This window comes from Rhodococcoides corynebacterioides NBRC 14404 (assembly GCF_001894765.1).
Lineage (GTDB): Bacteria > Actinomycetota > Actinomycetes > Mycobacteriales > Mycobacteriaceae > Rhodococcoides > Rhodococcoides corynebacterioides.
In genome coordinates this window covers 612,649-633,588 of sequence record NZ_BCWV01000002.1, presented here as the reverse complement: position 1 = coordinate 633,588, position 20,940 = coordinate 612,649, and the positions used below count along the sequence as shown (strand labels likewise).

The following is a 20,940-nucleotide window of genomic DNA, read 5'->3' as shown; positions in this document are numbered from 1 at the left end:
GACGGCTCAGACGCCGAACCGGCGGTGCCGCCGCGCGTAGTCCCGCAGCGCCCGCAGGAAGTCGACCCGCCGGAACTCCGGCCAGTAGGCCTCGGTGAACCAGATCTCCGAATAGGCGCTCTGCCACAGCAGGAATCCCGACAGCCGTTGCTCACCGGACGTCCGGATCACCAGATCGGGATCGGGCTGTCCCGACGTGTAGAGGTGCGCGTCGATGGCGTCGACGGTGATCGAGTCCAGCAGCCGACGACCGTCGAGCCCGGCGTCGAGCTTCTCCGTGACGAGGGATCGCACGGCATCGGTGATCTCCTGCCGACCGCCGTAGCCGACCGCCACGTTGACGTGGGTGCCGGACCGGCCGACGGTGCCGGCGGCGGCCTCCTGCAGACGCCGAGCCGAGTCCGCCGGCAGCAGGTCGAGCGTGCCGACGATCTTGACGCTCCAGTTCATCGACGGCCCGGAGATCTCCTCGACGACGTCGGTGATGATCTCGAGCAGGGAATCGATCTCCTCCGGATCGCGGCGCAGATTCTCGGTGGAGAGCAGGTAGATGGTGGCCATGTCGATGCCGGCCAGGTCGCACCAGGTGAGCAGTTCCGCAATCTTCAGCGCACCCATTCGGTGGCCGTGACTGACGTCGGTGAAGCCGTTCTCGCGCGCCCAGCGACGATTGCCGTCGCACATGACCGCGATGTGCCGGGGATGCTGCGCACCGTCGAGCTGTCGCACCAGACGACGCTCGTACAGCGTGTACAACAGACCTCGAGCTTTCACCCGGCTCCTCACCGTCTCCGTCGACCCGTGGCTCACGACCGAGGAATCACCCTACGCCCGCACCGGATTCTTCTCGGCGTCCCCGGGTAGTCGGTTCGTCGACCGGAAGATTCCCTCCCCCGAGGACGTGATCCGCATGACCGTCGTTCGCGACACCACTGCCGATGTCGATGCCGTGTGGTCGGTTCTGACCGACGGGTGGAGCTACGGCATGTGGGTCGTCGGCGCCTCCCGCATCCGGGCAGTCGATTCGCGGTGGCCGCACATCGGGTCCCGGATCCACCATTCGTTCGGACTCTGGCCGCTCGTGGTCGACGACGTGACGGTGGTGCGTCGCATGATCGACCGCCGCGAGCTGGTCCTGGAGGCGCGGGCCCTCCCGGCGGGACGCGCGGAGATCGTCCTTCGACTGCACCCGACCCCCACGGGGTGCCGGATCGAGATGATCGAACACGCTGCCTCGGCGCCTGTCGATTGGGTACCCGACAGCGTGCAACATCTCGCGGTCCACCCCCGAAACACCGAAGCCCTGCGCCGACTGGCGTTCCTCGCCGAACGCGCGACCCGGTGAGCCCGGTCGTCACCGCCGCTGTGAAAACGGTCGTCACCGCCGACGCCGTCGTGATCGGCGCCGGGCACAACGGCCTGGTCGCTGCCGCGGCGCTCGCGGACGCCGGCTGGGACGTCGTCGTCGTCGAGGCGTCGTCCACGCCGGGCGGGGCGATCCGCAGCGCGGAGCTCACGCCGGGCTACGTCAGCGACCTCTACAGCGCGTTCTATCCGCTGGGGGTCTCCTCGCCGGCGATGCTCGCGCTCGAACTCGACCGAGTCGGTCTGCGGTGGACGCACGCGCCGCGCGCGTACGGGCACCCACGCTCGCCCGACGACGAGGACGCGCCCGTCATCCATCACCGTCCGGAGGACACCGCCGCCATGCTGGCGCGGCACGATCCGCGGGACGGCGACGCGTGGATGGACGTGGTCGAGCAGTGGAACCGCGTCCGCGATCCGCTGCTGCACTCGCTGTTCGGCAGCGCGTTCCCCCCGGTCCGCGGTGCAACCCAGCTGTTCCGGCGGCTGGGAACGGCGGAGACGCTGCGATTCCTGCGCTTCGCCCTGCTGCCGGCTCGGGCCATGGCTCACGAGCTGTTCCACAGCGAGGCGGCGCGGTGCCTCCTGCTCGGCAACGCCATGCACGCCGACGTCCCGACGGACGCGCCGGCCAGCGGCATCCTCGGCTACCTGCTGACGATGCTCGCTCAGGACGTCGGCTATCCCGTGCCGGTGGGCGGCGCGGGCGAGCTGGCGGCCGCCCTGGTGCGCCGAGCCGAACGCCCCGGCGCGCGCGTCGTGTACGACGCGCCGGTGGTCGGGATCGACGTCTCGGGCGGGGTGGCCACCGGGGTGCGAACCGCGGGCGGAGAGCACTACCGGGCGCGACGTGCGGTGATCGCCGACGTCTCGGCGCCGGCGCTGTACGGCTCACTTCTCCCGCACGACGCCGTGCCCGCGCGAGTGCACCGCGACCTCGAGACGTTCGAGTGGGACACCCCCGTGGTCAAGGTCAACTACGCGCTCGACGCGCCGATCCCGTGGCGGTCGGCCGGCCTGAACGACGCGGGAACGGTGCACGTCGGCGCCGACGACGACGGCTTGGTCCGGTGGAACGCCGACCTGGTCACCGGTCGGATTCCCGAGCGGCCCTTCATGCTGTTCGGTCAGATGACGACGGCCGATCCGACGCGCTCCCCGGCGGGGACGGAGAGCGCGTGGGCCTACACCCACCTGCCGCGGGGAGTGGTCGACGACGCCTCGGCCGACCTGCTCGCCGCTCGGGTCGACGCGGTGCTCGAGGAGCACGCGCCGGGGTTCTCGGCCTCGATCGTCGGCAAGCACGTGCAACGTCCGTCGGATCTCACCCGCTCCGACGCCAACCTGTTCGGCGGCGCCGTCAACGGCGGCACGGCACAGATCCAGCAGCAGCTGGTGTTCCGCCCGTCGCCGGGGCTCGGTCGTGCCGAGACGCCGGTGCAGCGCCTGTACCTCGGCAGCGCGTCCGCCCATCCGGGCGGTGGCGTGTCCGGAGCTCCCGGACTGTCCGCTGCGAAGGCCGCTCTGGCCGACGCCGGTCCGACCGGTGCGATCCGGCGGCGCGCCGTCGGTGCCCTGCTCGACCTGCTGCTCCGGTGATCGGCGACACGGCCGAATCGAGGCAAGTTACGTTAGCGTAGGTTCGTGACTGCATTCGGGATCGACGAGCTGCCGGTCAAGCCGCGCATGCGAGGCTGGATCCATCTGTACGCCTTCGGCGTCTCCGTGATCTGCGGGATCGTGCTGGTCTGGGTGGCCCTCGCCGCCGGACCCCCCGGAGCCGGCCCGGCCGTGGCCGTCTATGCCCTCGCCACGTGCGGACTGTTCGGCACCAGCGCGACCTACCACCGCGTGCAGTGGGCGAAGCCACGGAGCCGCATGTGGATGAAACGCGCCGACCACTCGATGATCTTCCTGTTCATCGCCGGCAGCTACACACCCTTCGCCGCCCTCGGCCTCCCCTGGTCGACCGGCAAGGTCCTGCTGATCGTGGTGTGGGCGGGCGCCGTCGCCGGCGTCGCACTCAAGATGGTCTGGCCCGCGGCGCCGCGGTGGCTCGGCGTCCCCCTCTACCTCCTGCTCGGCTGGGCGATCGTGCCCGTCGCCGGCACCCTGACCGACACCGTGGGCCTCGCGCCGATGGCCCTGCTGCTGGCCGGCGGCATCTTCTACAGCGTCGGCGGCATCCTCTACGCCACCAAGTGGCCCGATCCCTGGCCCACCACGTTCGGTCACCACGAGTTCTTCCACGCCGCGACGGTGATCGCGGCGATCTGCCACTACGTCGCGGTGTGGTTGGTGCTGCTGCGCTGACGGACGTCAGACGCCGAGCGCGGCGGTGAGGTCCGCCGCCTCGGTGACCGGCCGGTCGCAGACGAAGCCCCGGCAGACGTAGGCGGTGTCGTGACCGTCGACGGTCGGACGGTCCGCGAGCAGCGGCGTCGACCCCGGGCTGCCCGCCACCACCACGGTGCCGCCGGGAGCCCGGTGCCGGGCGACCGCCGCGAGCGTCGAGCCGGGAGCGTTCGACGCGACCGCCACCTGCAGGGGCCCCGCCACCGCCGCCTCGGCCACCGCGAGCCAGTGACCGGCGGACCGCGGAGCCCGTTCGAGCAGGATCGACGCGCGCGCCAGAGACAGGTCCGCCGCCTCGCGGTACCGGGACGCACGCTCGGGGTCGGTCAGCGCGGACACCGTCAACAGGGCCTCGGTGACGAGGGACGCACCGGACGGCGTCGCTCCGTCCAGCGGATCCGACGGCCGGGTCACCAGTTGCTCCGCGTCGTCGGCGGTGTCGAACCACGCACCGGGCCGCTCACGGTCGGCGAAGTGCTCGAGTGCGATGTCGAGGACGTCCTGCGCGGCGGTGAGCCAGCGTTGCTCACCGGTGGCCTGGTGCAGCGCGGCCAGGGCCGTCGCCAGTGCGCCGTGGTCCTCGAGGACTCCCGCTGCGGCCCCGACCTCGCCGCCCAGCGACGCGCGGCGCAGCCGACCGTCGACCACGTGCCGCGACACCAACGTCTCCGCGCATCGCGCCGCCGACTCGACCCACGTCCACTCGCCCAGAGCGGCACCACCTTCCGCGAGCGCGGTGACGGCGAACGCGTTCCAGGCGGTCACCACCTTGTCGTCGCGGCCCGGCTGCGGACGCGTCGCGCGAACGGCCGCCAGGCGGGTACGCACGTCGTCGAACCACGCCGCGTCGGCCGGATCGGACCGCAGTTGCAGAACCGACGTGCCGTGCTCGAAGGTCCCGGTGTCCGTCACCTCGAACAGCGCTGCGGCCGCCGCACCGTCGGCGTCGCCGAGCGCGTCCCGCAGCTGCGTCGGCGTCCACACGTAGGTCAGGCCCTCGACCCCGTCGGTGTCGGCGTCGAGCGCCGACGCGAAGCAGCCGTCGTCGGTGCCGAGATCGCGGACGAGGAACGCCGCCGTCTCCGCCGCGGCGCGCGCCGCGAGGTCGTCGCCGCGCCGCGCCGCGTGGGCGAGGACTCGCAGCAGGAGCCCGTTGTCGTAGAGCATCTTCTCGAAGTGCGGGACCACCCAGTCCGCGTCGACGCAGTAGCGGGCGAATCCGCCGCCGAGCTGGTCGTACAGCCCACCGCGCACCATCGCCGACAGGGTGCGGTCGAGCGTGGCCGCCGCGGCGTCCGACCCCGTCCGCTCGACGTGCCGGAGCAGGGCTTCGGCCAGGGCCGACGGGGGGAACTTCGGCGCCGGACCGAACCCGCCGCGCTCGGTGTCCTCCGCGGCGAGGATGCCGGCGACGGCATGGTCGAGCAGCGCGGCGTCCACGGAGCGATCCCCCATCGGCACGCCCGTCGATCCCCGGCGGAGCTCGGCGACGATCGACGCGGACGCCGTGGTCACCTCGTCGCGGCGGGTGACCCACGTGTCGGTGATCGCGGTGAGCAGCTGCGGGAACGACGGCATGCCCTGCCGGGGGGTCGGCGGGAAGTACGTCCCGCAGTAGAAGGGCTCGCCGTCCGGGGTCAGGAACACCGTCATGGGCCACCCGCCCTGGCCGGTCATCGCGACCGTGGCGTTCATGTAGACCGCGTCGAGGTCGGGCCGCTCCTCACGGTCGACCTTGATGCAGACGAAGTGCTCGTTCATCAGCGTCGCCGTCGCCTCGTCCTCGAAGGACTCGTGCGCCATGACATGGCACCAGTGGCAGGCGGAGTACCCGATGGAGAGGAGCACCGGCACGTCCCGTTCGCGCGCCCACGCCAGGGCCGCGTCGGTCCACTGCTGCCAGTGCACCGGGTTGTCCGCGTGCTGGCGGAGGTAGGGGCTGGTCGACTCGGTCAGCGTGTTGCGCGCGCGGGGGTCCACGATCCCAGTCTTCCCCGTGCGGGCCGGTCGAACCGAGTCAGCCTCGGGGGTCGGGCCCGATTCCGCCGCGGTCGGTGCCCTCGTCGGCCGCCTGGTCGGGGGTCGGATCGGACGGTTCGAACGACGACGGCAGCTTCTTCATGTGTCCGTTCATCGACCGCACCAGCAGTGCCGTGCCCACCAGCAGCAGCGCGATGATCACCAGCCCGACGGGCGACGCCTTGCCGAACTCCGGTCCCGTGGTGTTCTGGGCCAAGAGAGTGTTCTGGGCCAGGATCGCGATCCCCACAGCGGTGGTCACGACGCTCCCTCCTCGATTCCGGCGAAGAGATCGTTCTCCGGCAGCGACGTGCGCACCCGGGTCCGCGCGAGCTCGTACTCCTCCGTCGGCCAGAGCTTGCGCTGCAGTTCGGTGGGAACGGCGAAGAACCGTCCGTTGGGGTCGATCTGCGTCCGGTGCGAGCGCAGCGCGTCGTCCCGGGCGTCGAAGAAGTCCGCGCACTCGACCTGCGTGGTCACCCGGCCCATGATCTCGTCGCGGTCCTTCGACCACTGTTCCAGCCACTCGGCGAACGGGCTCTCCTCCCCGCGAGCGAGCAGTTCGTCGTGGAAGAGCTGCATGCGCTGGCGGATGAATCCGTGCGAGTAGTAGAGCTTCGAGACCTCCCACGCGGGCCCGGCGTCCGGGAACTGCTCGGGATCCGCGGCGGCCTCGTACGCCGCGACCGAGACCTCGTGGCACCGGATGTGATCGGGGTGCGGGTAGCCACCCTTCTCGTCGTAGGTGGTCATCACGTGCGGGCGGAACTCACGCACGACCTTCACCAGAGCCTCCGTCGACACCTCGAGCGGGACCAGGGCGAAGCATCCGTCGGGGAGCGGCGGCAGCGGGTCGCCCTCGGGCAACCCGGAGTCGACGAAGCCGAGCCACGTCTGCCGCACCCCGAGCACGGCGGCAGCCGCGGCCATCTCCTCGCGGCGCACCTCCGGGAGCCGCTCGCGGACACCCGGAATGTCCATCGCGGGGTTCAGGATGTCTCCGCGCTCACCGCCGGTGAGCGTCACCACGAGCACCTCGTGTCCCTCGGCCGCGTAGCGCGCCATCGTGGCCGCACCCTTGCTGGACTCGTCGTCCGGATGCGCGTGCACTGCCATCAATCGCAGTCCGCTCACGTCAGCTCTCTTTCGCACGATGATTCGTCCGTGCCCCGACCGGCGCACACCCCGATTGTCCCACTTCCCCACCTCCGGATTCGTCCGGGGCGCGGGGCCGGTAGGTTCGTCCTCGATGAGCACCACGCCCCCGACCGGTCGAGCCCTTCCCGAAGGTCGGTACCCCGAGGACCGCGGTCGCACACCGTCGCGGGTGCTCGCGGTGACGCTGACCCTGCTGGTCGTCGCCCTCGGCGTCGGTATCGCCTACCTGGGCTACACCAAGTTCACGACGCCGGACGTCGACGGCACCCTCGTGTCCTTCGAGATCGTGTCCGACGATCGGGTGGACGTGCGCCTGTCGGTCACGCGGGACGACCCGTCGCAGCCCGCCGTCTGCATCGTCCGCTCCCGTTCGCGCGACGGCTCCGAGACCGGCCGGCGCGAGGTCCTGATCCCCGCGTCGGCGAACGGCACCGAGGACCTCCGGACCGAGGTGATCACGTCGGCCCCGCCCGGGCTCGCCGACCTGTACGGATGCAGCCTGACCGTGCCGGGATACCTCACCCGCGGGTGACGTCGACGCGACGGCCCGGTGTCCGCCGACGGAACTCCCGGGTCCGATACGTGGTAAGTTCGGTCTCGTACACGGCTCACGGGTTGAGCCGTGTATTGCTGCATAGACGGGTCCTGCAGGCCACCGTCCTCGCCGAGAGCGGGGTCGGCGTAGGACCGGCGGAACCCGTCACCACGAGCCCGCGCGACGCGCGGGCTCGCTTTTCACGTGTGGGCGGTCCTCGGCCGCCGACGCCGCATCGGCGCCGGCCGACACCGTTCGACAACGAAGGAGTGATCGAGATGAGCGAGACCCAGGTGACCTGGCTGACCCAGGAGTCGCACGACAGGCTCAAGGGCGAACTCGACCAGCTCATCGCCAACCGGCCGGTCATCGCCGCCGAGATCAACGAGCGTCGCGAGGAAGGCGACCTCAAGGAGAACGGTGGCTACCACGCCGCGCGCGAGGAGCAGGGTCAGCAGGAGGCGCGCATCCGCCAGCTGCAGGAGCTGCTCAACAACGCGAAGGTCGGCGAGGCCCCCACCCGCTCCGGCGTGGCGCTGCCCGGTTCCGTGGTGAAGGTCTTCTACGACGGCGACGAGTCGGACACCGAGACCTTCCTCATCGCCACGCGCGAGGAGGGCGCCCGCGACGGCAAGCTCGAGGTCTACTCCCCCAACTCCCCCCTCGGCGGCGCGCTGATCGACGCCACCGTCGGAGACACCCGGGAGTACACGCTGCCCAGCGGCAAGACCATGAAGGTCACGCTCGTCAGCGCCGAGCCCTACCACTCCTGATCGTCGTCGCGCCCGATCCCGCACCACCGATCGGCGCATCACCGGCCCCGTGTCCGTCGGACACGGGGCCGGTGGCGTTCCCGGGGATCTCCCGGGCGTCGGGCCCATCCTGTTCGCGCACCGAGGAATCGAGGCGCGTCGGCTGTGACGAGTCACGAGTTGCCCCGACGGTGTAACGCTCGGTGACCGCCGAAGCGATGCGATCTGTGGAGGTGCACTACACATGACTCTCGCCACGAAGGCTTTCGCCGGGTTCGACATGGACGGTCACCACGTTCGCGTGGTCGTCACCGATCCCACCCGCGTCACCGACGCCGCCGCGTTCGCCCGCGCCGAGCTCGACGCCGCCTGCGAGGTGTTCTCCACCGAGCGACCCACGTCGGAGTTGCAGCGGCTGAACCGCTCCTTCGGCCGCACCGTTCGCGTCGGCGCTGCGCTGGCCGACCACCTGCGCATCGCCCTCGACGCCGCCGAGTCCACCGACGGCGCCGTCGATCCGGTCCGCGACGCCTCGTTCCGGGAGCTCGAATTCGACGGCACCGCAGTGCGTCTCCCCGGATTCGCCACCCTCGATCTCACCGCCACCGCGCCCGCCGTGGCCGTGGCCCGAGTCGCCGAGACCGTCGCCCGCCGATTCGGATGCGGTGTCCTGGTCTCGATGGCCGATCACGTCGCCGCCGCCGGACCCGAGCCGGTCCAGGGTTGGCAGATCACCGTCGCGGACGGCGCCGACCGCCGCGCCGTCACCCTCGCGTCGGGCAGCGTCGCCGTCACCCGCGAGGCCGCCGACGTGGCGCGGCGGGTGGCCGAGCAGGCCGCCGCTGCCGTGTTCGCCGCGGCCTGACCCGGCGCGGCCGTCACTCCTGGACGGCGACCTCGAAGCCGGCTGCCGCGAACGCGGCGAGCACCGCACCGCGGTGATCCGGTCCCCGCGTCTCCAGGGTCATCACCACTTCGACCTCGTCGAGGGCGAGACGCCCCGCGGTGCGGGCGTGCACGACGTCGACCACGCTGGCCGCGGCGTCGCGCGCGACCCCGAGCACGCCGACCAGTCCGCCGGGTCGGTCCGGGATCACGATGCGCACTGTGAGGTAGCGACCGGCGGCGCGAAGTCCGTGCGCCACCACGTGCGTGAGCAGCAACGGATCGATGTTGCCGCCGGACAACACCGCCACCACGGGACCGTCACCCGGAATCTCCGACGGATGGTCCATCAGGGCGGCCACCGCGGCGGCGCCGGCGGCTTCGACGATGAGCTTCGCCCGCTCCATGCACAGCAGCAATGCTCGTGAGAGGGCGTCCTCGCTGACGGTGAGCATGCGATCACCGAGTGCGGTGACGTGCGCGAACGGGACGTCGCCCGGCCGACCGACGGCGATACCGTCGGCCATCGTGGACATCCGCTCGGCGGGTGTGGGCGTCCCCGCCGCGAGCGAACCGGGCCAGGCGGCGGCCTGCGCGGCCTGGACACCCACCACCGGCACCGTCCGCTCGTCGAGCGCGACGGCGGCCGCGATGCCGGCGACCAGCCCTCCGCCTCCGGTGGGCACCACGATGGCTCCCACCGAGGGCATCTGCTCCAGGATCTCCCGCCCCACGGTCGCCTGGCCGGCGACGACGTCGAGGTGGTCGAAGGGGTGAATCAGAACCGCCCCGGTCTCCTCGGCGTACGCCCGTGCCGCCACCAGGGCGTCGTCGACCGTGGAGCCGACCTGATGGATCTGCGCGCCGTAGGAGCGGGTGGCCACCAGTTTCGGCAGCGGCGCCCCTTCCGGCATGAACACCGTCGACGTGGCTCCGAGTTCGGCGGCCGCCCAGGCCACCCCCTGCGCGTGGTTGCCCGCGCTGGCGGCGACCACACCACGGGCCCGTTCGGCGTCGGTCAGACCGGCGATGCGGTTGTACGCGCCACGCGGTTTGAACGATCCCGTCCGCTGCAGGTTCTCGCACTTGAGCCACACCTCACGGCCCGTGCGATCGGACAGGACACGGGAGGCCACCAGGGGTGTGCGGCGCATGACGGGAGCCAGCCGCGCGGTGGCGCGGTCGAGCTCCTCTCGGGTCAACAGTTCCATGCCCCGAACTCTAGAGCCGCCGACCCCATGACCACGTCAGCTCAGCGCGTTCTCCAGGTCCGCCACCAGATCCGCCGCGTCCTCGATGCCCACCGAGAGCCGCACCAGATCGTCCGGCACCTCGAGCAGCGACCCGGCCGTCGACGCGTGGGTCATCGCGCCGGGGTGCTCGATCAGCGACTCGACGCCACCGAGGGACTCGGCCAGCGTGAACACCTCGGTGCGCTTGCACAGGTCCAGGGCCGCCTCGCGGCCGCCCGTCAGGCGCACCGACACCATGCCGCCGAAGCGGCGCATCTGCCGCGCGGCGACCGCGTGCGAGGGATGCTCCGGCGAGCCCGGGTAGATCACCGACGCCACGGCCGGGTGCCCCGAGAGCAGGTCGACGACGCGCTCGGCGTTGTCGCTGTGCTTCTCCATGCGCAGGGCGAGCGTCTTGATGCCGCGCAGGGTCAGGAACGCGTCGAACGGTCCGGGCACGCCGCCGGCCCCGTTCTGCAGGAAGGCGAACCCGGCGTCGAGTTCCTCGTCGCCGGTGACGAGCGCGCCTCCGACGACGTCCGAGTGACCGCCGATGTACTTGGTGGTCGAGTGCAGCACGATGTCGGCACCGAGGGTGAGCGGCTGCTGCAGATAGGGCGAGGCGAACGTGTTGTCCACCAGCAGCTTCGCGCCGGCGCCGTGCGCCACCTCGGACAGCGCGGCGATGTCGCCGACGTTGAGCAGCGGGTTGGTCGGCGTCTCGACCCAGACCAGCTTGGTGTTCGGCCGGACGGCCGCGCGCACGGCGTCGACGTCCGACACCGGCGCCACGGAGTACTCGATGTTCCACTGCGTGAACACCTTGTCGATGAGGCGGAACGTGCCGCCGTACGCGTCGTTGGGGATCACCAGGTGATCGCCCGGCCGCAGCACGGTGCGCAGTGCACAGTCCGTCGCGGCCATCCCCGAGGAGAACGCACGCCCGTACCGGCCCTCCTCCAGTGCGGCGAGGTTGGCCTCGAGCGGACGCCGGGTGGGGTTGCCGGTGCGCGCGTACTCGAAGCCGCTGCGCATCCCACCGACACCGTCCTGGGCGAACGTGCTCGAGGCGTAGATGGGGACGTTGACCGCGCCCGTCAGGGGGTCCGGCTCGTACCCGGCGTGCACGGCGCGGGTGGCGAAGCCCTGTCCCGCACGCTCGGTCGACGCGCTGCTGTCGGTCATCTCGTCTCTCCCTCGTCGTGTGTCGCTCGTGGCGTGTCTACGCGCCTGCGCTGACGAACCCGAGCAGGTCGTGTCGGGTGATGACCCCGACGGGCTTGCCGTCCTCGACCACCATCACGGCGTCGGTGTCCCCGAGCTGCTTGGTGGCCGCGGTGACGGACTCGCCCGCACCGATCAACGGGAACGGGGCGCTCATGTGTTCCGAGACGGCGTCGGAGAGGGCCGCGCGGCCCTCGAACACGGCCGAGAGCAGGTCGCGCTCGCTGACGCTGCCCGCGACCTCACCGGCCATGACCGGCGGCTCCGCCCCGACGACGGGCATCTGGGAGACCCCGTACTCGCGCAGGATCTCGATGGCGTCGCGCAGCGTCTCCGACGGGTGGGTGTGCACCAGATCGGGCAGCGCGCCGGACTTGCCGCGCAGCACGTCGCCGACGGTGGGCTCGACCTTCTCTCCCTCGAGGGGGGTGCGGAGGAATCCGTAGGAGCTCATCCACTTGTCGTTGAAGATCTTGCCGAGGTAGCCGCGGCCACCGTCGGGCAGCAGCACGACGACCAGGGCGTCGGGGCCCTCACGCTCCGCGACCCGCAGGGCCGCCACCATCGCCATGCCGCAGGATCCGCCGACCAGCAGACCTTCCTCACGGGCGAGGCGACGCGTCATCTCGAAGGAGTCGGCGTCGGAGACGGCGATGATCTCGTCGGGAATCGAGGGGTCGTACGCCGACGGCCAGAAGTCCTCGCCCACACCCTCGACCAGGTAGGGCCGGCCCGTGCCGCCCGAGTACACCGAGCCCTCGGGGTCGGCGCCGATGATCTTGACCTTCCCGCCCGACATCTCCTTCAGGTAGCGACCGGTGCCGGTGATGGTGCCGCCGGTGCCGACGCCCGCCACGAAGTGCGTGATCTTCCCGTCCGTGTCGGCCCAGATCTCGGGGCCGGTGGTCTCGTAATGGCTCTGCGGCCCACCGGGGTTCGCGTACTGATTGGGCTTCCAGGCGCCCTCGATCTCGCGCACCAGGCGATCGGAGACGCTGTAGTAGCTGTTCGGATCCTCGGGCGCGACGGCGGTGGGGCACACGACCACCTGGGCGCCGTAGGCGCGCAGGACGTTGCGCTTGTCCTCGCCGACCTTGTCCGGGCACACGAAGACGCACTTGTAGCCGCGTTGCTGCGCGACGAGGGCGAGTCCGACGCCGGTGTTGCCCGACGTCGGCTCGACGATGGTGCCGCCGGGCTTCAGCTCGCCCGCCGCCTCCGCGGCGTCGATCATCTTCACCGCGATGCGGTCCTTCGAGCTGCCACCCGGGTTGAGGTACTCGATCTTGGCCGCCAGCAGGGCCGATCCCGGGGCCACGACGGTGTTCAGCTTCACCAGCGGGGTGTTGCCGATGAGGTCGACGACGCTGTTCGCAATGCGCATGCGGCCATCCTCCCAGACTCGGGCGCGCACCTAGAATCGGACACGTGACTGGGCAGGCGGGGCGATCGACGGGAACCGGATCAGGGGGGTGGCGTAGCGCGGCGAAGGCCGGTGCGGCGACGGTGGTGGCCGGGTCCGGCGCGACGACGTTGTCCTGGGCGGCCTACCGCCATCTCATGGCGCAGGCCGCGGCGGCGCGGGTCGTCATCGGCCGGACCACCAGCAAGCCGCCGGAGGCCGACGGCGTCTACGCGCCCGGCGCCGAGAACCCCGAACGCCCCGGTCCCGGCGTGCCGTACGACCTGCACCTGATGATCTTCGGCGATTCCACCGCCGCCGGCATCGGATGCACCGCCGCACAGGAGGTGCCCGGCGTGCTGGTCGCCCGCGGCCTGGCCGACGAGACCGGGAAGCGGATCCGTCTGTCCACCAAGGCCATTCCCGGCGCGACGTCGAAGGGCCTGGAGGGGCAGGTCGACGCGATGCTGGTGGCCGGCAGGCCGCCCGACGCCGCGGTGATCTTCATCGGGGCGAACGACGTCACCAAGAAGCACGCCGTCGCGGCGTCGGCGGCCCGGTTGGGGACGGCGGTGCGCCGACTGCGTGCGGAGGGCACGGTCGTCGTGGTGGGCACCTGCCCGGATCTCGGCGTGGTGACGGCGATTCCGCAGCCGCTCCGCAGTGTCGTCCGCACCTGGGGCCACCGGCTCGCGCGTGCCCAGACGTCGGCGACCCTCGCCGCGGGTGGCCACCCCGTCGCCCTCGCGGACCTCCTCGCGCCGGAGTTCCTGGCCGCCCCGGACCGACTGTTCTCCGCGGACCGATTCCATCCGTCGGCGGCCGGGTACGAACTGGCCGCGCGGCAGATCCTGCCCGTCCTCGCCGCCGCCCTGGGCGAGTGGTCGGGTGGTCCGCTGCCGACGCTGCCCGACAAGTCGGAGGTCGCGGAACAGCGCCGGATGGTGTCCCGTCTGACCGCGGCGGCCAACAGACGTGTCCTGCGGTGGGGGCCACGGGTTAGTCTCGACTAACAGAACCGTGTTCCACTATCGCATTACACCACCGACCTGTTCGAAGACGAAGGGAATCCCATGCCAGAGGCCGTGATCGTGTCCGTCGCCCGCTCCCCCATCGGACGCGCCATGAAGGGGTCGCTCAAGGACATCCGTCCGGACGACCTCGCCGCGCAGATGGTCGCCGCGGCGCTGGCGCAGGTGCCCGCCCTCGACCCCACCGAGATCGACGACCTGATCATGGGCGTGGGCCTCCCCGGCGGCGAGCAGGGCTTCAACCTGGGCCGCAACGTCGCGATCCAGTTGGGTTACGACTTCCTGCCGGGCACCACCATCACGCGGTACTGCTCGTCGTCGCTGCAGACCACTCGTATGGCCCTGCACGCGATCAAGGCGGGCGAGGGCGACGTGTTCGTCTCCGCCGGCGTCGAGACGGTGTCGCGCTTCGTCAAGGGCACCTCGGACTCGCTCCCGGACACCCACAACCCGATCTACGCCGACGCGCAGGCTCGCACGGAGAAGCTGGCGCAGGGCGGACAGACCTGGTCCGACCCCCGCGAGGACGGCCTGCTGCCCGACGCCTACATCGCCATGGGCCAGACGGCGGAGAACGTCGCCCAGATCACCGGCATCACCCGCGAGGAGCAGGACCACTGGGGTGTGCGGAGCCAGAACCGCGCCGAGGAGGCCATCGCTCGGGGTCACTTCCAGAACGAGATCACCCCGGTCACCCTCCCCGACGGCACGGTCGTGTCGACCGACGACGGCCCCCGCGCGGGCACCACGTACGAGAAGATCTCGGGCCTGAAGCCCGTCTTCCGTCCCGACGGCACCATCACCGCCGGCAACGCGTGCCCGCTGAACGACGGTGCGGCCGCGCTGGTGATCATGTCCGACACCAAGGCGAAGGAGCTGGGCCTGACCCCGCTCGCGCGCATCGTGTCCACCGGCGTCTCCGGCCTGTCGCCCGAGATCATGGGACTCGGCCCGATCGAGGCGTCGAAGAAGGCTCTGGCGTTGGCGGGCAAGACGATCGACGACATCGATCTGGTCGAGATCAACGAGGCGTTCGCGGTGCAGGTCATCGGGTCGGCTCGCGAACTGAAGATCGACGAGGACAAGCTCAACGTGTCCGGCGGCGCCATCGCGCTGGGTCACCCGTTCGGCATGACGGGCGCGCGCATCACCGCGACGCTGCTCAACAACCTCCGCGCGCACGACAAGCAGTTCGGCCTCGAGACGATGTGCGTCGGCGGCGGTCAGGGCATGGCGATGGTGCTCGAGCGCCTCAGCTGACGGGCCGCGCACGCCATCCCCGGTTCCCGACCAGGATTGAACGTCCCCGGGACCGGGAATGGTGAGCGTCAGGTGCCCCGCTAGCACCCGGCGCCGATGCGCGAGTCGAGCCCACGGCTCGGGCATCGACGTCGACGGGTCCACGGCTCGTCGGGATGCACCACCCACGAACGACACCAGCCCCCGACCACGAGGTCGGGGGCTGGTGTGCGTGTGGTGCTAGTCGTTCTGGAAGTAGCTCAGCAGACGCAGGATCTCGATGTAGAGCCAGACCAGGGTGATGGTGAGGCCGAGGGCCACGCCCCAGGCCGCCTTGGCCGGAGCCTGAGCGCGGATGAGCCGGTCCGCCTGGTCGAAGTCCAGCAGGAAGCTGAACGCGGCGATACCGATGCAGACCAGGCTGAAGATGATCGCGATCGGTCCGCCGTCACGCAGACCGAAGCCACCGTCCATGAAGAACGACGCGATCAGGTTGCCGAGCATGAGCACGACGACACCGATGAGGGCGCCGATCACCATGCGGGTCAAGCGCGGCGTGACGCGGATGGCACCCGTCTTGTAGACGATCAGCATGCCGAAGAACACACCGAACGTGCCGAGCACGGCTTGAACGATCAGTCCGCTGCCGTCGTTCACACCGAACATCGGACCCGTGAACAGCAGCGACAGCGCACCGAGGAAGACGCCCTCGAATGCCGCGTAGGCGAGCACGATCGCCGGGTTGTCCATCTTGCGACCGAAGGTGGCCACGAGGACCAGGACGAAGCCGATCAGGCCGCCGCCGATGACGAACATCGGGGCGAGGCTCGGATTGTTGCTCGCCATGACGTAGGAGATGATCGCCGTCACGGTGAGGACGCCGAGCGTGACACCGGTCTTGGTGACGACGTCGTCGATCGTCATGGCCCGCTGCGAGTCCGCGGTCGTGTACGGCTGCGGGGCCGGCTGACCGAACTGCTGGGTGGCCGCTCCGGCACCGGCGGCGGCCGAACCGAAGGAGGCGTAGCCGCCCCCCGTCTGCTTGGGCAGATTGCGGAACACCGGGTTGCTGGAAGTGCGCACCGTGTCTCTCCCTTTCGTGTGTGGATCGACCCTCGCTCGCCGTGGGCGGCGGGGTCGGTCGCCTGTCGAACCGTTCAACGACCGGCCCCGCCGGAGAGTTCCCGGCGTCCGGACATCGATCGGACAAAACGGACTGTACTAGGACGCGCCCCGTCGACGTGTGTCGAAGTCGAGTCGAGTGCGGGTTTCGCCCCTCCACCGACCGGCAACAGAACGGTCATGAGTATCGAAGACGGCGGCATCGAAGACGGCCCGGGCGACACCCTCGATCCGAGCGAGAGCCTGGATTCCGACGAAGTGCGCGGAACCGACGACGTCGACGACGTGGTGACCCCGCCGGACTCCTGGGCCGAGGCGGACAAGTTCGGCACCACGGAACGCGAGGCGCGCGAAGGCGAGTCCCTCGACCAGAAGCTCGCCGAGGAGGTCCCCGACGTCCAACCCGAGGACGCCCCCGAGATCCCCGTCGCGGCGACGCCCGACGACGACCTCACGGAGGACCTCGTCGACCGCGTCGTGGACAGTCCGGACGAGAACGACTACATCGCCGACGAGGTCGACGGTGCGGACGCAGCGAACCCCGACAAGGAGGCCGAGATCGTCGACGGCGTCGTGGTGGAGAACTCGGCCACGCACCGAGGCCAGATCGACGGCACCCCCGAGGACGCCGGGTCCTTCTTCGAGTAGACCGTCACACCCGCACGCTGCGCGTGACCGTCACACCCGCACGCTGCGCGTGACGACGAATTTCGGGGTCCGGTCCACGATCTCGGTCGGCCCGACGGTGCGCGCCAGCAACCCCCGGTGGTGCAGGTGACCGTTGTAGACGGTCCACATCTCGCCACCCGGTCGCAGGACTCGCGCGGCGGCGCGGACGAGCTTCTCCGCGCCACCGGTGTGGACGGCCGTGTGCTCGTGGAACGGCGGGTTGCACAGCACCACGTCGACTCCGGCGTCGGGCTCGTCGGCGAGCGCGTCCTCGCGCCGCACGGTGAGGGTCACCCCCGCCAGGTCGGCGGTCGCTCGCGCGGATGCCACGGCGGCGGCGGACCGGTCGCTCGCGACCACCGTCGCCTCCGGCCGGGCGCGGGCGGCGGCGATCGCGAGAAGCCCTGTGCCGCATCCGAGGTCGACGATGCGGCGGGCGTCCGGCGCGACGCGGTCGACGTGTCGCAGGAGCACGCGAGTGCCCACGTCGAGGGCGCCGCCGGCGAAGACGGCGCCGTGGGCGACGACGGTCAGCTCGAGCTCCGGCACCGTCGTGCGTGCGGGGAACGTCGGCGGGTCGGTGCGCACCGGTCCGCGCGCGATCAGTCCACGTGACTTCTGGGCGGCTCGAGTGGCGGCCACCTCGCCGAAACTGCGCGCGAGGACGTCGTTCATCGATCGCGACATGTGCTTGAGCCGGCCGGCGGAGTACACCGTCACCGCGGGGTCGGCCCAGCGCGCCACGGCTTCCGCGATCTCGGTCAGCTCGGCGAGACCCCGAGGCAACTGCAGCAGCACCACGCGGGCGCCGCGAAGCAGCGCCTCGTCGAGGTCGTGGTTGCGGTACACCGAGTCCAGGTCCAGCCGAGCGGCGTTGCGCGCCGTCGCCTGTTCACCGGTGATCGGATCCTGGTGCACTCTGATGCCGGTCAGCCCGTGCGCAGCCGCGGCGCCGAGGGTGAGGGCCCCGTACCGGTCGCCGACGACCGCCACGCGGTCACCGTCCACCTCGGCCAACGCGGCGTCGGCCTCCGCGAGGATCAGACGGTCCGACGCGTCGACGGCGGTCAGGTTGTCCGCCTCGACGTCCGGGGCCCGACGAAGTGAGGCGAGCACCGCGGAGAGGTCGGCCATGGGTCGATCCTTGCACCGGGACGCTTGAGACGACCCGTTCGGGGGCATCTGTCGGACATGGGAATCACCGTGGCCGTCACCGGACCGACCGGCGAGATCGGAATCTCGACCGTCGACGCTCTCGAGCGCGACGCGGGGGTCGATCGCATCCTGGGTATGGCCCGTCGACCGTTCGACCCGTCCGCGCACGGGTGGACCAAGACGGAGTACCGCCGAGGGGACATCCTCGACCGTGCGGCGGTCGAGGACTTCGTGGCCGACGCGGACGTCGTCGTGCACCTCGCGTTCCTCATCATGGGTTCGCGGACGGAGAGCGCCCGCATCAATCTCGAGGGCACCCGGAACGTCTTCGAGGCGACGGTGTCGGCGCAGCGCCCGACGCGCCTGGTCTACACCTCCTCGGTGGCGGCGTACGGCTACCACGCGGACAACCGCACGCCGCTCACCGAGGACACCACGACGCGGGGATCGGCGGAGCACTACTACTCCGAGCAGAAGGCCGAACTGGAGCGGGTCCTCACCGAGGTGACCGGCGGATCGGACCTCGAGGTGTTCGTGCTGCGGCCGTGCATCGTCGCGGGCCCGAAGGCGCCGGCACTGGCGGACTCGATGCCGTGGCGTCAGCTCGCGTCGGCTCTGCCGGGTCCGCTCGGCTCACTGATCGGCAAGGTCCCCGGGCCCGTCTTCCCCGATCCGGGTCATCCGCTGCAGTTGGTCCATCACGACGACGTCGCCGCGGCGATCGCCGTCACGGTCACCACCGACGCGGAACCGGGTGCCTTCAACATCGCCGGCGACGGCACTGTGACGTTGTCGACGGTGGCCTCAGCGCTCGGCGCGATTCCGGTCCGGGTCCCGGCGGTGCTGGGCACTGCGGCCTCGGCGACCCTGCGGCGACTGCCGTTCGTCCCGTCGTTGGTCGAGTGGATCCACGTCGCGCGGACGTCGGTGGTCATGGACACCTCGAAGGCCAAGCGAGAGTTGGGATGGCATCCGCGGTACTCGTCGCAGCGCACGTTGGAGGAACTGGTCGCGTCGCTCTGAGGCGTTCCTGTTAGGTTGGGCCGACTTGAACACCGTTCAAGTCCTCGTCCGACCACCACAGGAGCCTCGGTGTCCTCGTCCCGCCTGACCGCTCGCGACCTCGCGCAGGTCGCCGTGTTCGCCGCCCTCATCGCCGCTCTGGGACTCCCGGGCGCCATCACCGTCGGCATCAGCGGCGTCCCGATCACGCTGCAGACGCTCGGCGTGATCCTGGCCGGGGCGATCCTCGGCGCACGCAAGGGCGCCGGCGCCGTTCTCGTGCTGCTCGCCCTCGTCGCCATCGGTCTGCCACTGCTCTCCGGGGGACGCGGTGGACTGGGCGTCTTCGCCGGACCCACGGTCGGTTACCTCGTCGGCTGGGTCGCCGGCGCCGCCGTCATCGGCGCCGCGACGCGACTGATCGTTCCCCGCTACCCGCTGTGGGCCGGGCTGGCGATCAACGTCGTCGGCGGCATCCTCGTCATCTACGTCCTCGGCGTTCTCGGACTGCTCCTGCGCACCGATCTCGGTGTCGGCGCGGCCATCGCCTCCACCGGCGCCTACATCCCCGGCGACCTCGTCAAGGTCGTCGTCGCCACCGTGGTCGCGAAGGGCGTGCACCGCGCCTACCCCGGCCTGATCGCTCCGCGACGGACGACGACAGCGGTGTGAGGGACACCGTCCTCGTCGCCGCCCGCCGCACCCCCGTCGGTACCGCCGGACACGGGTTCCGCGACCTCACCGCGGCCGATCTGGCCGCCGCCGTGCTCACCGACGTAGCCGATCGGGTGGCGCACCTCGGCCCGATCGACGACGTCGTGCTCGGCAACTGCCTCGGTCCCGGGGGCGACGTCGCCCGCGTCGCCGCACTCCAGGCCGGACTCGGGCACGAGGTTCCCGGCGTCACCGTGGACCGGCAGTGCGGGTCCGGACTGGACGCCGTCGGCCAGGCGGCGTCGCGGGTCCGGGCGGGCGATGCGGAGCTCGTCCTCGCCGGTGGCGTCGAATCGGCGAGTACCGCCCCGTGGCGCTCGTGGCCCCCGGTCGGCGACGGTGCCCCGACGCGCTACACCCGCGCGCCCTTCACCCCGGTCGGCACCCCGGACCCCGACATGGGTCCCGCTGCCGACGACCTGGCCCGCACCCTGGGGATCACCCGCGCGCAGCAGGATGCCTACGCGGCCCGCTCCCACCGGCTGGCTGCGGCCGCGGACTTCACCGACGAGATCGTGCCGCTGCACGGCGAGACGCGGGACCGCCGCATCCGCGCCGGACTCACCGCGGAGCGCCTGGCCCGCCTGCCCGCCGCGTTCGGTGACGGCGGGACGGCGACGGCGGGCAACTCCTGCGGGATCTCGGACGGCGCCGCGGTGCTGGCCGTGACGACGCGCGATCGCGCCGAGGGCCCGTGCCTGGCGGTGCGCTCGTGGGCCGTCGCCGGTGCGGACCCGGCGCTGCCCGGTCTGGCGCCGGTGCCGGCGATCGACGCGGCGTTGCGACGGGCCGGCTGCACGGTCGGCGACCTCGGCACGATCGAGATCACCGAGGCCTTCGCATCGGTCGCCCTCGCGGTGATCGATCGGGCGGGCCTCGATCCTGACCGCGTGTGTCCCGACGGCGGCGCGATCGCCCTGGGTCATCCGTGGGGCGCGTCCGGGGCGCTGTTGCTCGTGCGGTTGGCTGCTCGTATGACGCGTGGCGACGGACTCCCCTCGGCGCTCGGGCTGGCGGCCTGTGCGATCGGCGGCGGCCAGGGCATCGCCATGGTCGTCGAGAGGATCTCGGCGTGACGGGG

At 71.3% G+C, this 20,940-nt stretch carries 21 protein-coding genes; 12 read left to right on the top strand and 9 right to left on the bottom strand.

The features are described 5' to 3' along the window. Nucleotides 1-6: 6 nt before the first annotated feature. Entirely contained in the window at nt 7-774 is a 768-nt protein-coding gene (locus RC2_RS04380) for an isoprenyl transferase (protein ID WP_068147716.1), read from the bottom strand. A 136-nt stretch (nt 775-910) separates the two neighbouring features. Between RC2_RS04380 and RC2_RS04375 the strand changes: the two genes are divergently transcribed. Genes RC2_RS04375 through trhA form a run of 3 tightly spaced genes read left to right on the top strand, consistent with a single transcriptional unit; the run spans nt 911 to nt 3,678 of the window. After that, entirely contained in the window at nt 911-1,345 is a 435-nt protein-coding gene (locus RC2_RS04375; protein ID WP_068147762.1) for an SRPBCC family protein, read from the top strand. Beyond that, on the top strand, nt 1,342-2,964 hold the full coding sequence (locus RC2_RS04370; RefSeq protein ID WP_068147713.1) for a phytoene desaturase family protein: 1,623 nt from the start codon (nt 1,342-1,344) through the stop codon (nt 2,962-2,964). The genes RC2_RS04375 and RC2_RS04370 overlap by 4 nt, the downstream gene beginning before the upstream one ends. Nucleotides 2,965-3,009: 45 nt before the next feature. Further along, nucleotides 3,010-3,678 carry a PAQR family membrane homeostasis protein TrhA gene (trhA, locus tag RC2_RS04365; RefSeq protein WP_068147710.1) on the top strand — a complete coding sequence of 223 codons (669 nt, stop codon included), beginning with the start codon at nt 3,010-3,012 and terminating at the stop codon, nt 3,676-3,678. A gap of 6 nt (nt 3,679-3,684) precedes the next feature. On the opposite strand, the gene RC2_RS04360 is transcribed toward trhA, so the two are convergent. The 3 genes from RC2_RS04360 to mca are packed head-to-tail and all read right to left on the bottom strand — an operon-like array spanning nt 3,685 to nt 6,855. Beyond that, nucleotides 3,685-5,700: a thioredoxin domain-containing protein gene (locus RC2_RS04360; protein ID WP_068147708.1), complete on the bottom strand. Its 2,016-nt coding sequence runs from the start codon at nt 5,698-5,700 to the stop codon at nt 3,685-3,687. Between the two features lie 37 nt (nt 5,701-5,737). After that, nucleotides 5,738-6,001: a hypothetical protein gene (locus tag RC2_RS04355; protein ID WP_245810951.1), complete on the bottom strand. Its 264-nt coding sequence runs from the start codon at nt 5,999-6,001 to the stop codon at nt 5,738-5,740. After that, the gene (gene mca, locus RC2_RS04350) at nt 5,998-6,855 is read right to left on the bottom strand and encodes a mycothiol conjugate amidase Mca (protein ID WP_068147755.1); all 858 of its coding nucleotides are present in this window, start codon (nt 6,853-6,855) and stop codon (nt 5,998-6,000) included. The genes RC2_RS04355 and mca overlap by 4 nt, the downstream gene beginning before the upstream one ends. A 133-nt stretch (nt 6,856-6,988) precedes the next feature. Between mca and RC2_RS04345 the strand changes: the two genes are divergently transcribed. From RC2_RS04345 to RC2_RS04335, 3 genes are all read left to right on the top strand, one after another. Further along, on the top strand, nt 6,989-7,429 hold the full coding sequence (locus RC2_RS04345; RefSeq protein WP_068147705.1) for a DUF4307 domain-containing protein: 441 nt from the start codon (nt 6,989-6,991) through the stop codon (nt 7,427-7,429). A 281-nt stretch (nt 7,430-7,710) separates the two neighbouring features. Next, nucleotides 7,711-8,205: a transcription elongation factor GreA gene (gene greA, locus RC2_RS04340; RefSeq protein WP_068147752.1), complete on the top strand. Its 495-nt coding sequence runs from the start codon at nt 7,711-7,713 to the stop codon at nt 8,203-8,205. A gap of 223 nt (nt 8,206-8,428) precedes the next feature. After that, nucleotides 8,429-9,049 (top strand): FAD:protein FMN transferase, encoded by a 621-nt coding sequence (locus RC2_RS04335; protein WP_072681089.1) that lies wholly within the window; start codon nt 8,429-8,431, stop codon nt 9,047-9,049. A 13-nt stretch (nt 9,050-9,062) separates the two neighbouring features. On the opposite strand, the gene ilvA is transcribed toward RC2_RS04335, so the two are convergent. From ilvA to RC2_RS04320, 3 genes are read right to left on the bottom strand one after another with little or no spacing between them, the layout of a single operon-like run. After that, complete coding sequence (ilvA, locus tag RC2_RS04330; protein ID WP_068149949.1) at nt 9,063-10,280, bottom strand: threonine ammonia-lyase; 1,218 nt, start codon at nt 10,278-10,280, stop codon at nt 9,063-9,065. Nucleotides 10,281-10,316: 36 nt separating this feature from the next. After that, nucleotides 10,317-11,486 (bottom strand): cystathionine gamma-synthase, encoded by a 1,170-nt coding sequence (locus tag RC2_RS04325; protein ID WP_068149951.1) that lies wholly within the window; start codon nt 11,484-11,486, stop codon nt 10,317-10,319. Nucleotides 11,487-11,523: 37 nt separating this feature from the next. Continuing rightward, nucleotides 11,524-12,909, bottom strand: coding sequence for a cystathionine beta-synthase (locus RC2_RS04320; protein ID WP_068149989.1), 1,386 nt, complete (start codon nt 12,907-12,909; stop codon nt 11,524-11,526). A 44-nt stretch (nt 12,910-12,953) separates the two neighbouring features. On the opposite strand from RC2_RS04320, the gene RC2_RS04315 reads away from it, so the two are divergent. After that, complete coding sequence (locus RC2_RS04315) at nt 12,954-13,940, top strand: SGNH/GDSL hydrolase family protein (protein ID WP_068149954.1); 987 nt, start codon at nt 12,954-12,956, stop codon at nt 13,938-13,940. 60 nt (nt 13,941-14,000) lie between these two features. Continuing rightward, a complete protein-coding gene (locus RC2_RS04310) occupies nt 14,001-15,218 on the top strand; it encodes an acetyl-CoA C-acetyltransferase (RefSeq protein WP_068149956.1) in 1,218 nt (405 codons plus the stop codon). Between the two features lie 219 nt (nt 15,219-15,437). On the opposite strand, the gene RC2_RS04305 is transcribed toward RC2_RS04310, so the two are convergent. Next, entirely contained in the window at nt 15,438-16,280 is an 843-nt protein-coding gene (locus RC2_RS04305; RefSeq protein ID WP_068149959.1) for a Bax inhibitor-1/YccA family protein, read from the bottom strand. A gap of 219 nt (nt 16,281-16,499) precedes the next feature. On the opposite strand from RC2_RS04305, the gene RC2_RS04300 reads away from it, so the two are divergent. Then, on the top strand, nt 16,500-16,967 hold the full coding sequence (locus tag RC2_RS04300) for a hypothetical protein (RefSeq protein WP_068149961.1): 468 nt from the start codon (nt 16,500-16,502) through the stop codon (nt 16,965-16,967). A 30-nt stretch (nt 16,968-16,997) separates the two neighbouring features. Here RC2_RS04300 and RC2_RS04295 read toward each other — a convergent pair whose 3' ends face one another. Further along, the gene (locus tag RC2_RS04295) at nt 16,998-18,122 is read right to left on the bottom strand and encodes a class I SAM-dependent methyltransferase (protein ID WP_068149964.1); all 1,125 of its coding nucleotides are present in this window, start codon (nt 18,120-18,122) and stop codon (nt 16,998-17,000) included. A 57-nt stretch (nt 18,123-18,179) separates the two neighbouring features. Between RC2_RS04295 and RC2_RS04290 the strand changes: the two genes are divergently transcribed. The 3 genes from RC2_RS04290 (at nt 18,180) to RC2_RS04280 (ending at nt 20,935) form a co-directional block, all read left to right on the top strand. Further along, nucleotides 18,180-19,166, top strand: a complete 987-nt coding sequence (locus RC2_RS04290) for an NAD-dependent epimerase/dehydratase family protein (protein WP_068149967.1) — start codon at nt 18,180-18,182, stop codon at nt 19,164-19,166. Between the two features lie 69 nt (nt 19,167-19,235). Then, complete coding sequence (locus RC2_RS04285; RefSeq protein WP_068149970.1) at nt 19,236-19,817, top strand: biotin transporter BioY; 582 nt, start codon at nt 19,236-19,238, stop codon at nt 19,815-19,817. Further along, nucleotides 19,814-20,935: a thiolase family protein gene (locus RC2_RS04280; protein ID WP_068149972.1), complete on the top strand. Its 1,122-nt coding sequence runs from the start codon at nt 19,814-19,816 to the stop codon at nt 20,933-20,935. Before RC2_RS04285 ends, RC2_RS04280 begins: the two co-directional genes overlap by 4 nt. Nucleotides 20,936-20,940: the final 5 nt, after the last annotated feature.

Coding starts and splice junctions, on each gene's coding strand:
- RC2_RS04375 (WP_068147762.1), top strand. CDS start 911: ATGACCGTCGTTCGCGACACCACTGCCGATGTCGATGCCGTGTGGTCG.
- mca (WP_068147755.1), bottom strand. CDS start 6,855: ATGGCAGTGCACGCGCATCCGGACGACGAGTCCAGCAAGGGTGCGGCC.
- RC2_RS04345 (WP_068147705.1), top strand. CDS start 6,989: ATGAGCACCACGCCCCCGACCGGTCGAGCCCTTCCCGAAGGTCGGTAC.
- greA (WP_068147752.1), top strand. CDS start 7,711: ATGAGCGAGACCCAGGTGACCTGGCTGACCCAGGAGTCGCACGACAGG.
- RC2_RS04335 (WP_072681089.1), top strand. CDS start 8,429: ATGACTCTCGCCACGAAGGCTTTCGCCGGGTTCGACATGGACGGTCAC.
- ilvA (WP_068149949.1), bottom strand. CDS start 10,280: ATGGAACTGTTGACCCGAGAGGAGCTCGACCGCGCCACCGCGCGGCTG.
- RC2_RS04325 (WP_068149951.1), bottom strand. CDS start 11,486: ATGACCGACAGCAGCGCGTCGACCGAGCGTGCGGGACAGGGCTTCGCC.
- RC2_RS04320 (WP_068149989.1), bottom strand. CDS start 12,909: ATGCGCATTGCGAACAGCGTCGTCGACCTCATCGGCAACACCCCGCTG.
- RC2_RS04310 (WP_068149956.1), top strand. CDS start 14,001: ATGCCAGAGGCCGTGATCGTGTCCGTCGCCCGCTCCCCCATCGGACGC.
- RC2_RS04300 (WP_068149961.1), top strand. CDS start 16,500: ATGAGTATCGAAGACGGCGGCATCGAAGACGGCCCGGGCGACACCCTC.
- RC2_RS04295 (WP_068149964.1), bottom strand. CDS start 18,122: ATGGCCGACCTCTCCGCGGTGCTCGCCTCACTTCGTCGGGCCCCGGAC.
- RC2_RS04290 (WP_068149967.1), top strand. CDS start 18,180: ATGGGAATCACCGTGGCCGTCACCGGACCGACCGGCGAGATCGGAATC.